The sequence below is a fragment of the Actinobacillus arthritidis genome, assembly GCF_029774155.1.
Classification (GTDB): Bacteria; Pseudomonadota; Gammaproteobacteria; order Enterobacterales; family Pasteurellaceae; genus Actinobacillus; species Actinobacillus arthritidis.
Map to the genome: position 1 here is coordinate 630,696 of NZ_CP103833.1, position 13,099 is coordinate 643,794.

Consider the following 13,099-nt stretch of genomic DNA (forward strand, 5'->3'; position numbering starts at 1 on the left):
AAACAAAACGCACCTATTATATAGGAAAATTTATATAAAATCGCTGATTATTTTAGTATCCGCATAAATTTTCCGAAATCGACCGGTTTGACTTTTTAAAGGTGGACAGATATCCATAAATCATAGAAAATAAGCGGTCTTTTTTACTAAATTTTTTGCAAAAATGAGTACAGAAATCAATTACGAAGGCGTGGAACAAATGCCGATTAAGCGCTTTACTGAAGACGCTTACCTCAACTATTCAATGTACGTTATTATGGACCGTGCATTGCCGTTTATCGGTGATGGTTTAAAACCCGTACAACGCCGTATTATTTATGCGATGTCCGAATTAGGCTTAAATGCCTCGGCAAAATATAAAAAATCTGCGCGTACGGTCGGGGACGTATTAGGTAAATTCCATCCGCATGGTGACAGTGCTTGTTATGAAGCAATGGTGTTAATGGCTCAGCCGTTCTCTTATCGCTATCCGCTCATTGACGGGCAAGGAAATTGGGGGGCCCCTGACGATCCGAAATCTTTCGGCGCAATGCGTTATACCGAATCAAAACTGTCGAAAATGGCAGAGGTATTATTGGGCGAATTAGGACAAGGTACGGTTGATTATCAGCCGAATTTTGACGGCTCGCTTGAAGAGCCGAAATATTTACCGGCACGCTTACCGCATATTTTGCTGAACGGTACGATGGGGATTGCGGTCGGTATGGCAACCGATATTCCGCCGCACAATATCAATGAGTTAGCCGAAGCAAGTGTGATGTTATTGGAAAATCCGAAAGCAAGTCTTGCCGAGTTAATGACGGTGGTACAAGGCCCGGATTATCCGACCGAAGCGGAAATTATTACGCCTAAAGCTGATATAGCCAAAATGTATGAGCAAGGTAAAGGCTCAATCAAAATGCGTGCGGTATGGAAAAAAGAAGACGGGGAAATTGTGATTTCGGCATTACCTCATCAAGCCTCGCCTTCAAAAGTGATTGAACAAATCGCAACGCAAATGCGGAATAAAAAATTACCGATGGTGGATGATATTCGAGATGAATCGGATCACGAAAACCCAATTCGTATCGTGATTGTGCCTCGTTCAAACCGTATTGATTTCGATGCGTTAATGGATCATTTATTTGCCACAACTGATCTCGAGAAAAGCTATCGAGTCAATATGAATATGATTGGGCTGGACGGCAAACCGGCAGTAAAAAATCTGCAAACGATTTTAACCGAATGGTTGATGTTTCGCCGTACGACTGTAACGCGCCGTTTAAGTTACCGTTTAGATAAAATTTTAAACCGCTTGCATATTTTAGACGGTTTGATGATTGCTTTCCTCAATATTGATGAAGTAATCGAAATTATCCGCAATGAAGATGAACCGAAAACAGCATTAATGGCTCGTTTTAGTTTGAGCGAAGTACAAGCCGAAGCAATTTTAAATTTACGTTTACGTCATTTGGCAAAACTGGAAGAACATGAATTGCAGGCGGAAAAATCACAGCTTGAAAAAGAGCGTGATGAATTACAATTAACGCTTGGTTCGGAACGCCGTTTAAATACGTTGATCAAAAAAGAAATTCAGGCGGATGCAAAAGCGTTCGCCAGCCCACGCACTCACCACTTGTTGAACGAGCCGAAGCAAAAGCGATTTCTGAAAGCGATTTAACCCCGACTGAAGATGTGACGGTGATTCTATCGGAAAAAGGCTGGGTACGCTGTGCAAAAGGGCATGATATTGACGTACAAGGCTTAAGTTATCGTGCCGGTGATGGTTATCTTGCCCATGCACATGGCAGAAGTAATCAGCCAGTTGTGTTCCTTGATAGCACGGGGCGAGCTTACGCATTGGATCCGACTTCGCTACCATCGGCGCGTTCTCAAGGCGAACCGCTTACTGGTAAGATTACTTTGCCGGAAGGGGCAACTGTTCAGCAAGTATTAATGGCGAACCCAGAAACTAAAGTCCTGATGGCATCGGATTCCGGTTACGGTTTTATTTGTAGCTTTGAAGATTTGGTTTCTCGTAATAAAGCCGGTAAAGCGGTCATTTCTTTAACCGAAAATGCCAAGGTGTTACCACCGCAATTAATAGAGAATGACGCTGAACTTTCGCTTGTTGCAACGAGTAGCGTCGGACGAATGTTAGTATTCCCGATCACCGAATTGCCACAGCTTTCGAAAGGTAAAGGGAATAAGATTATCAATATTTCCGCACAGGCGGCAAAAGAAGGTAATGAATTACTTGCCCGTTTATTACTGGTTAAACCGACACAATCGTTAGTGTTTGTTTCCGGCAAACGCAAAATCACCCTTAAACCGAGTGATATTGATAATTATCGTGGTGAACGTGCAAGAAAAGGTTCTCAACTTGTAAGAGGCCTCAGCGCGACTTCGACAGTGGAAATTGTAGACTAATTATTTCCTCATCAGACAAGCGGTCAAATTTCGTAAAAACTTTGCGTAATTTGACCGCTTCTTTTTTGATTTCATTCCTATTTGATTCACATTCCTGTACAATAAAAGCCATTTTTCATCAACAAACGACAAATCTGTATGCAAAACGAATTGGCACAGACAATCCCAGAACTGATCAACTGGACGAAAGAGCGAGAATTTTCACTTTCGTTATCTTCTGATCGCCTTGCCTTTCTCTTGGCGATTTCCATTTATAATAACGAACAAACGGACGGAGAACTTTTAGAAAGCGATCTTGTTGATCTTTTCCGTTATGTTTCGGAAGCATTCGACCAATCGGAAGCCACCCTTACACAACGTGCCAATAATGCGATTAACGATTTAGTTAAACAACGTTTTCTTAACCGTTTCTCCAGCGAATTTACCGAAGGTTTAGCCATTTATCGTATCACTCCGTTAGGTGTCGGCGTGGCGGATTATTACGTGCGCCAGCGAGAGTTTTCCACCTTACGTTTATCCATTCAGCTTTCGATTGTAGCGGACGAGATTCAGCGTGCTTCATCGGCGGCGGAAGAGGGCGGTGATGAGCGTTTTTGGCGTAATAACGTGTTTGCACCGCTTAAATATTCGGTCGCGGAAATTTTCGACAGTATCGATCTTTCTCAGCGTATGATGGATGAAAATCAACATCAAATTCGTGAGCGAATTGCCGAGCTATTAAGTCAAAATTGGCATGAAGCGATTCTTAGTTGTGAACAGTTACTGGATGAAACCTCGGGTAATTTGCGTGAGTTACAAGACACGCTTAATGCGGCAGGTGACAAGTTACAGGCGCAATTACTGCGTATTCAAAGTCGCTTGATTGGGCGTGATGATTTGGATTTTGTCGATCAACTGATTGTTAATCTACAAAACAAATTAGACCGTATCATTAGTTGGGGGCAACAAGCGATTGACCTTTGGATCGGTTATGATCGCCACGTTCATAAATTTATTCGTACGGCGATTGATATGGATAAAAACCGTGTGTTTGGTCAGCGTTTACGCCAATCTATTCAAGATTATTTCAATGCACCTTGGTTACTTTATACTGCGAAAGCAGAATCACTATTAGATCTACGTGATGATGAAACGATGCTGAATGAGGCGGAAGCGGTCGGTGAGTTGCCGAGCGAATTGGAATACGAGTCGCTTTCAGATGTTCAAGAACAGATTATCAGTGTAATGCAAGCGCATTTAGCACCATTTAGGGCAGAAGACAAACCAATCGATCTCGGTGCGGTATTACGTGAGCAACTGGCACTTTATCCGCAATCTCGCCATTTTGATGTCGCACGAATTATTGTCGATCAAGCGGTAAAACTCGGTATGGCAAGTCTAGATAGCCAAGCGGTTTATCCGGAGTGGCAAGCAATTAATGATAAGGGTGCGGAAGTTCAGGCGAACGTGATCGACCAATATAATAAATAGTAGGGTGGACGTTTTCTCCACCATTGGAAAAATAAAAAATTTGATGGTAGGCAAAATGCCTACCCTACGAGAGTAAAATATGACAGAGCAAATTCAAGACATTATTTCCCCAAAATTGGCAGAAGCAATTGCTAATCCGATTTTTCCTGAACTAGACAGCCAACTTCGCACCGGTCGTCACATTAATACGGAACAGTTGGACGAACACGCATTCTTAATGGACTTCCAAGCCGAGTTAGAAAGTTTTTATCGCCGTTATCACGTGGAATTAATTCGTGCGCCGGAAGGCTTTTTCTACTTACGTCCGAAAGCATCGACCTTGATTGCACGTTCGGCAATGTCGGAAATGGAAATGTTAGTGGGTAAAGTGCTTTGCTATCTTTACCTCAGTCCGGAGCGTTTGGCACAACAAGGTATTTTCAGCCAAGACGATGTATATGAAGAGCTGATGAATCTCGCTGATGAAAGCAAATTACTTAAGGCAGTGAACCCTCGTTCGACCGGTTCTGACTTAGATAAAGCAAAATTAGCTGAGAAAGTTGCTGGTGCGTTACGCCGTTTGGCACGTATCGGTATCATTACCCGTATCGGAGAGCAAAACAGCAAAAAATTTGTCATCTCGGAATCAGTGTTCCGTTTCGGTGCGGATGTCCGAGTGGGCGATGATCCGCGAGAAGCGCAATTACGCTTAATTCGTGATGGTGAAGCAACAACGCCGGCAATCTTGGCGGAACAAGCGGTCGAATTTGCAGAAAATTCTGCAACTGACGAATTAGAAGATGAAACAGAATAACGGTTAACGAGATAAAGCAAATGACAGATACAAACGAATTATTTGAAGATCAAACCACTGCGTTGCAAAATTCTGCACCAATCGCACCGCTTGCAAATCCTCAACATACAGTGAGCCGTGGTAAATTCCGTTCGCTTACGTTAATTAACTGGAACGGTTTTTTTGCGCGCACCTTCGATTTAGACGAGTTGGTGACCACGCTTTCGGGCGGTAATGGTGCGGGTAAATCCACCACAATGGCGGGTTTTGTAACTGCTTTGATCCCCGATCTTACCCTATTAAACTTCCGTAATACGACAGAAGCCGGTTCAACCTCAAGCTCTCGTGATAAAGGTTTATACGGGAAATTAAAAGCTGGTGTGTGTTATGCGGTGTTAGAGTCGTTGAACTCTCGTGGACAACGTGTAATTACGGGTGTGCGTTTACAACAAGTAGCAGGGCGTGACAAAAAAGTCGATATTCGCTCGTTCTCGTTACAAAACGTGCCGATGAGTGATTCAATTATTAGTGTACTGACTGAACAAGTTGGCGAAAAAGCACGCGTGTTACCGTTAGCGGATCTAAAAGATAAATTTGATGGTTCGGAAGTGGTATTTAAACAATATCACTCGATTACTGATTACCATAGCTTTATGTTCGATTTAGGCGTGATTCCTAAACGTTTACGTTCTTCGGCGGATCGCGACAAATTCTATAAATTAATCGAAGCGTCACTTTACGGTGGTATTTCAAGCGTGATCACCAAATCATTGCGTGATTACTTACTACCAGAAAATACCGGCGTTCGCCAAGCATTCCAAGATATGGAATCGGCATTACGTGAAAACCGTATGACGTTAGAAGCGATTAAGGTTACGCAATCTGATCGTGATATGTTTAAACACTTGATCACCGAATCGACTAACTACGTTTCTGCCGACTATATGCGTCATGCAAATGAGCGTCGTGGCAACGTACAAATTGCACTAGAACAACGCCGTGCGTGGTATGAATCGAAATCGAAGCTTGAATTAGAACAGCAACGCTTAATCGAATTTAGCCGTGAAGTAGCGGATATTTCAGAAAACGAAAGTGGCTTAGAAGCGGAATACAATTCAGCGAACGATCACTTAAATTTAGTGATGAATGCGCTTCGTCACCAAGAAAAAATCGAACGTTATCAAGATGAAGTCGCGGAACTCAATGAAAAGTTAGAAGAGCAACAAATTGCGTTGGAAGAAATCTCCGAACAAGTGGAAACTGCACAAGCAAGAGCGGATGATGCTGACGATCAAGTGGAAGAATTACGCTCACAAATGGCGGATTATCAGCAAGCGTTGGATGCGCAGCAAACACGTGCGTTGCAATATCAACAGGCGATTGCCGCATTAGAAAAAGCAAAACAACTTTGTGGCTTACCGCATTTAGATCTCCATAATGTAGAAGATTATCATGCTGAGTTTGCCGCACAAGCGGACGATTTAACTGATCAAGTTTTTGAACTGGAACAGCGTTTATCCGTTTCAGATATGGCGAAAACACAGTTCGAAAAAGCTTATGAATTGGTTTGCAAAATTTCCGGTGAAATTGACCGCTCTGAAGCGTGGAATGAAGCGAGAAGTTTGCTAACAGCGTTTACCGATCAAAAAATGCAGGCTACACAAGCGGTCGCTTTGCGTCAAAAACTTGCAGATTTGGAACAGCGCTTACACCAGCAACAAAATGCGGAACGTCTATTAGCTGAATTTAATCAAAAAGCACAAACGCAATTTGAGACAGCGGAAGAATTAGAAGGCTACTTCGAACAGCAACAAGCTCGCCTTGAAGATGTGGAAGCGGAATTAGCGGAATTTGTTGAAGTGCGTTCGACTCAGCGTCAGCAACGTGAGCAAACTTAATCAGCAATATAACCAACTAGCGAAAACCGCACCGGCATGGCATACGGCGCAATCCGCATTAGCACGTTTAGAAGAGCAATGTGGTGAAAAATTTGAAGCCAGCCAGTCAGTAATGCAGTTTATGCAAAATATGCTGACTAAAGAGCGTGAAGCAACCTTAGCTCGTGATGAATTGGCTCGCAGAGAAGCAGAGTTAGACGCACAGATTACTCGTTTAAGTCAGCCGGACGGTTCGGACGATGTTCGCTTAAATCAATTGGCGGAACGTTTTGGCGGCGTGTTGCTTTCTGAATTATATGATGATGTCTCGATTGATGATGCACCGTATTTCTCTGCACTTTACGGTGAAGCTCGTCATGCAATCGTGGTACGTGATTTAGAAAGCGTTAAAGCACAGTTAGAAAAATTAGACGATTGCCCAACCGATCTTTATTTGATCGAAGGTGACCCGTCAGCCTTTGATGATGCGGTATTTACCGCAGAAGAATTAGCCGAAGGTGTGGTGGTCAAAGTATCTGATCGCCAATGGCGTTATTCTAAGTTCCCGGAAGTGCCGTTATTCGGTCGTGCGCGACGCGAGAAACATTTAGAAACGTTAAAAGCGGAACGTGATGAAGTTAGCGAACAACATGCGGAACGTGCATTTGACGTACAAAAATGTCAGCGTTTACATCAGCATTTAAGTCAGTTTGTCGGTACGCATTTAAATTTAGCCTTCCAGCCGAATCCGGAAGAGCAAATGCAAGAAATTGCGGCGGAACGTACTGAAATCGAACGTGAACTTAACCAAGCCGCAGGCAACGAACAGCAATTGCGTACTCAATTAGATTCAGCAAAAGCGAAATTGCAAATGTTGAATAAAATTCTACCGCTTGTCAGCTTGTTAGAAGATGAAACGCTCGCTGATCGTGCCGAAGAATGTCGTGCACAGTTAGATGAAGCGGAAGAAGATGAACAGTTTGTTCGCCAATTCGGTAATTACTTAACTCAATTAGAACCGATTGTCGCGAGCTTGAAGAGCGATCCGGCGAAGTTTGAGCAGTTGGAGCAAGATTACCAACAAGCTAAAGCGGAGCAAAAACAAGTTCAACAAAAAGTTTTTGCACTGTCTGATGTGATTCAACGTCGTGTGCATTTTAGCTATGAAGAAGCGATCGGTTCGGAAGGATCTGCATTAACCGAACAATTACGAGCTCGTTTAGAGAGAGCACAACGTGAACGTGAGCAAGCTCGTGATCAATTACGTCAAGCACAAGCGCAATTTACTCAATACAACCAAGTTTTAACCGGTTTACGCAGTTCGTGTGATGCGAAAACACAGATGTTGCAAGAGCTGATTCGTGAAATTGATGACTTAGGTGTACGTGGTGATATCGGTGCGGAAGAGCGTGCAAGAGCCCGCCGTGACGAATTACAACAACGTTTAAGCCAACAGCGTTCTCGTAAAGGTTATTTAGATAAACAATTAGGTACGATTGAAGCGGAAATTGATAATTTAACTCGTACGCTACGTAAAGCGGAACGTGATTACCACACACAACGTGAATTAGTGGTACAAGCGAAAGTCAGTTGGTGCTTGGTACTTAAACTTTCGCGTAACAGCGATGTGGAAAAACGTCTGAATCGTCGTGAGTTAGCTTATCAATCGGCGGAAGAATTACGTTCGATTTCCGATAAAGCGTTAGGTGCTTTACGTACCGCTGTGGCGGATAACGAATATCTCCGTGACAGCCTACGAGCTTCGGAAGATAGCCGTAAGCCGGAAAATAAAGTAGCGTTCTTTATTGCGGTTTATCAGCACTTACGTGAGCGTATTCGTCAGGATATTATCAAAACCGATGATCCGATTGATGCGATTGAACAAATGGAAATCGAGTTATCTCGTTTAACCAACGAATTAACCAGCCGTGAGAAAAAATTAGCAATCAGTGCGGAATCTGTGGCAAATATCTTACGTAAAACGATTCAACGTGAGCAAAACCGTATCTTGCGGCTTAACCAAGGGTTACAAAATATTGCCTTCGGTCAGGTGAAAGGCGTTCGCTTAGTCGTGAATATTCGTGATACGCACGCAATCCTACTGAACGCATTGAGCAATGGTAGAGAAGAGCATAAAGACTTATTCGACAGCCAAAAACTCAGTTTCTCAGAAGCGTTGGCAATGTTGTATAAACGTGTGAATCCGCATATTGAAATGGGGCAACGTACGCCACAAACGATTGGTGAAGAGTTATTGGATTACCGTAACTATTTAGATCTTGAAGTAGAAACCTTCCGTGGCGCAGACGGTTGGATGCGTGCGGAAAGTAGTGCACTTTCAACCGGTGAGGCGATCGGTACCGGTATGTCAATCCTGTTAATGGTGGTACAAAGCTGGGAAGAAGAGTCTCGCCGTATGCGTGCGAAAGATATTTTACCTAGCCGCTTATTATTCCTTGATGAAGTAGGCACGTTTGGATGCAACTTCAATCAATACCTTGTTTGAATTGTGCGAACGTTTAGATATGCAGTTATTGATTGCCGCACCGGAAAATATCAGCCCGGAACGTGGTACGACTTATAAATTGGTGCGTAAAATTACCAATAACCAAGAGTATGTACATGTGGTCGGATTGAAAGGGTTTGGGCAACACTAAAGCGTAAATTTACAAGCGGTCAGAAATTGCAAAAAAATTGCAAAATCTGACCGCTTAATTTTTTAGGAAGATAAAATGATAACAAGAAAAGAACAGCGCAGACTTTCATTTTTACGGGTATTTGCATTTTCACTGTCCGCATTTATTTTTAATACCACGGAATTTATTCCAGTAGCCTTACTTTCGGACATCGCGGCGAGTTTTAGTATGGAAACGGCAACAACCGGCTTAATGATCACTGCTTATGCATGGGTGGTGTTTCTTGCTTCTTTACCTTTTATCTTGCTTACCGCAAAAGTAGAACGAAAGCGTTTGTTGCTTGTGTTGTTTGCGGTATTTATTGTGTGTCATGCGATTTCTTATTTCGCCACCAGCTTTGCTATGTTGTTGGTGTCTCGAATTGGGATCGCACTTACTCACGCTATTTTCTGGTCAATAACTGCTTCGCTAGTGATTCGAGTTGCACCGAAAGATAAGAAACAACAGGCACTAGGGCTATTAGCGTTAGGTAGCTCATTGGCGATGATTCTCGGCTTGCCGTTAGGGCGAATGATTGGACAAGCATTCGGTTGGCGTGAAACTTTTGCTCTGATTGGTATTATCGCTTTAGGCATTATGTTAGTAATGTGGAAGTTATTACCGCATTTACCAAGTAAAAACTCGGGCTCATTAGCCAGTTTGCCGATTTTAATCAAGCGTCCGATGTTAATCGGTATCTATTTGCTCACGGTAGTCGTGATCTCTGGGCATTTTACCGGCTATAGTTATATCGAACCATTTATGGTGAAGATCAGCCAAACGAGTGAGCAAACCGGTACGGCAATTTTATTAGTGTTCGGCTTAGCCGGTGTGGTGGCAAGTTTCTTATTCGGGCGTTTGTATCCGAAAGCACCGAAGAAATTTATTATCGTGAATATGGCACTCATTATGCTAATGCAACTCTGTTTATTACCATTTAGCGATCATCTTGTAGCGATGTTCGGTATCGTGTTTATTTGGGGAATTGGCATTACTGCGATGAGTATCGCATTGCAAATGCAAGTGTTGGATCTCGCACCGGATGCGACCGATGTAGCAACGGCAATTTATTCAGGTATTTATAATGTTGGGATTGGTGGCGGAGCATTAATCGGTAGTCAAGTGATTCAGCATATCGGCTTACCTTATATCGGATTAATTGGTAGCGGATTAGCAGGGATTGCGATCTTGTGGTTTGTATTTATTTCGCTACGCTATCGAGTGATCAAATAATCGTTTAGAAGGCAAATAAAAAGTGGGCTAATCGCCCACTTTTTTGTTTTCGCTTAGAGAGCGGTTTGGAAAATTACACTTTCCGCTTTTTGTACATAATTTGGTAGCTGATCAAAATTGAGGTAACGATAAACTTCATTGTGTTGTTCATCGAGCGTTGCAACTGCTTCCAAATATTCTTGCGGTGATGGTAAACGCCCTAAAATCGGCGCGACAGACGCAAGTTCTGCGGAAGCGAGATAGACGTTTGCACCTTGTCCTAAACGGTTAGGGAAGTTACGAGTTGAGGTTGAAACCACTGAAGAGTTTGGACGTACACGAGCTTGGTTACCCATACAGAGCGAACAACCTGGCATTTCGGTGCGTGCGCCGGAACGTCCGTAGATATTGTAGTAACCTTCTTCGGATAAGCGAGCCGCATCCATTTTGGTTGGCGGTGCAAGCCATAAACGTGTATTGATTTCACCATTCACTTGGCTGAGTAATTTACCCGCGACACGGAAGTGCCCAATATTGGTCATACAAGAACCGATAAACACTTCATCAATTTTATTGCCTTGTACTTCAGATAATAAACGTGCATCATCAGGATCATTCGGTACACATAAAATCGGCTCTTTGATCTCATCTAAGTTGATCTCGATAATTTCAGCATATTCTGCATCACTATCCGCTTCTAGCATTTCCGGGTTTGCGAGCCATGTTTCCATTGCTTTAATACGATTTTCAAGTGCTTGTGCATCTTTATAGCCGTCAGCAATCATTGTTTTCAGTAATACTACGTTTGAACGTAAATATTCTTCAATTGATGCTTGACTTAACTTAATTGTACAAGCGTACGCCGAACGCTCTGCAGTCGCATCGGAAAGTTCAAATGCTTGTTCTGCGGTGAGGTGTTCTAATCCTTCAATCTCAAGGATTCTGCCGGAGAAAACATTTTTCTTATTCGCTTTTTCTACGGTGAGTAAGCCTTTTTGGATAGCGTAATAAGGAATCGCATGAACTAAATCGCGTAAGGTAATGCCTTTCTGTATCGTACCAGTAAAGCGAACTAACACGGATTCCGGCATATCAAGTGGCATCATACCTGTCGTCGCAGACAAACGCCACTAAACCGGAACCAGCAGGGAAAGAGATCCCGATCGGGAAACGGGTATGCGAGTCACCGCCGGTACCAACCGTAAACGGCATTAACATACGGTTTAACCAAGAGTGAATAACACCGTCCCCCGGACGTAATGCAACGCCTCCACGGCTGGTAATAAATTCCGGTAATGTTTGATGCGTTACCACATCACTTGGTTTCGGATATGGTGCGGTATGGCAGAAAGATTGCATCACAAGTGGGGCGGAGAATTTTAAGCACGCAAGATCTTTCAATTCATCACGTGTCATTGTGCCGGTGGTATCTTGCGAGCCAACAGAGGTCATTGCCGGTTCACAATATTGTCCTGCACGGACTCCTTTTACACCACAAGCTTTACCTACCATTTTTTGTGCTAATGTATAACCTTTACCGGAGTCAGCAACTTCAGCAAGTTTAGCAAATACATCACTTTCGGGTAAGCCAAGTTCTGCTCGTGCTTTAGTGGTTAAGCTACGACCAATAATTAATGGGATTCGACCGCCTGCACGCACTTCATCTAGTAACACATTCGTTTTATATGAGAAGGTAGTAATGACTTCCTCTGAATTATGTTTGCATACTTTGCCTGTGTATGGATAAAGATCAATGACATCACCCATATTCAGTTTAGTCACATCTAATTCAATCGGTAATGCACCGGAGTCTTCTGCCGTATTAAAGAAAATCGGTGCAATTTTGCCACCAAACACAAAGCCGCCGGTGCGTTTATTCGGGATATATGGAATATCAGTACCCATATGCCATAATACAGAGTTTGTCGCCGATTTACGTGATGAACCAGTACCAACCACATCGCCGACATACACTAATGGGAAACCTTTTTCTTTTAACGTTGCTAATTGTTTTAATGGGCCAACAACACCTTCTTGATCAGGCTCAATACCTTCACGTTTCATTTTTAACATTGCATTGGCATGCAATGGAATATCGGAACGACACCAAGCCTCTTGTGCCGGAGAAAGATCATCGGTATTAGTTTCGCCTAATACTTTGAACACGGTTAGTGTGATTTTTTCTGCAAGAGGTGGGCGAGAAGTAAACCATTCGGCATTTGCCCAAGATTGGATAACTTGTTTAGCGTAAGCATTGCCTTGTTGTGCTTTAGTAGCGATATCTTTGAAACTATCAAAAATGAGGAGTGTATGAGAGAGGGCTTGTCTTGCAAGCGGTGCTAATTTCGTGTTTTCTAGCAAATCAATCAAAGGGGCTACATTATAACCACCGCTCATTGTGCCAAGTAATTTTACTGCATATTCAGGAGAAATTAATGGGCTAAGTATGCTACCATTAGCAACTTTTGTAAGAAATTCGGCTTTAACTTTTGCTGCATCATCTACGCCGGCAGGTACTCGATTCTCAAATAATTCAATTAATTCTTGCTCTTTACCGCTAATTGGTGCTTTGAGTAGCTCAATTAATTGTGCAGTTTGTTCGACATCTAATGGTTTTGGTACAATACCTAGCGTAGCCCGTTCTGCAACATGTTGATAATATGTTTGAAGAAAGTTAGACATAG

At 42.9% G+C, this 13,099-nt stretch carries 3 protein-coding genes and 3 pseudogenes; 5 read left to right on the forward strand and 1 reads right to left on the reverse strand.

Going from position 1 to position 13,099, the window contains the following annotated elements; all coding sequences use genetic code 11:
- The first annotated feature begins 163 nt into the window (after nucleotides 1-163).
- From parC to NYR89_RS03120, 5 genes and pseudogenes are all read left to right on the forward strand, one after another.
- Nucleotides 164-2,409 (forward strand): annotated as a pseudogene (gene parC, locus NYR89_RS03100) (DNA topoisomerase IV subunit A).
- A 138-nt stretch (nucleotides 2,410-2,547) separates the two neighbouring features.
- The gene (mukF, locus tag NYR89_RS03105) at nucleotides 2,548-3,879 is read left to right on the forward strand and encodes a chromosome partition protein MukF (protein WP_279446294.1); all 1,332 of its coding nucleotides are present in this window, start codon (nucleotides 2,548-2,550) and stop codon (nucleotides 3,877-3,879) included.
- A gap of 79 nt (nucleotides 3,880-3,958) precedes the next feature.
- The gene (gene mukE / locus NYR89_RS03110) at nucleotides 3,959-4,672 is read left to right on the forward strand and encodes a chromosome partition protein MukE (RefSeq protein ID WP_279446295.1); all 714 of its coding nucleotides are present in this window, start codon (nucleotides 3,959-3,961) and stop codon (nucleotides 4,670-4,672) included.
- A 20-nt stretch (nucleotides 4,673-4,692) separates the two neighbouring features.
- Nucleotides 4,693-9,185 (forward strand): annotated as a pseudogene (gene mukB, locus NYR89_RS03115) (chromosome partition protein MukB).
- A 75-nt stretch (nucleotides 9,186-9,260) separates the two neighbouring features.
- Nucleotides 9,261-10,436 (forward strand): sugar transporter, encoded by a 1,176-nt coding sequence (locus NYR89_RS03120; RefSeq protein WP_279446296.1) that lies wholly within the window; start codon nucleotides 9,261-9,263, stop codon nucleotides 10,434-10,436.
- Nucleotides 10,437-10,489: 53 nt separating this feature from the next.
- On the opposite strand, the pseudogene acnB reads toward NYR89_RS03120, so the two are convergent.
- A pseudogene (gene acnB, locus NYR89_RS03125) lies at nucleotides 10,490-13,097 on the reverse strand (bifunctional aconitate hydratase 2/2-methylisocitrate dehydratase).
- Between the last annotated feature and the right edge of the window lie 2 nt (nucleotides 13,098-13,099).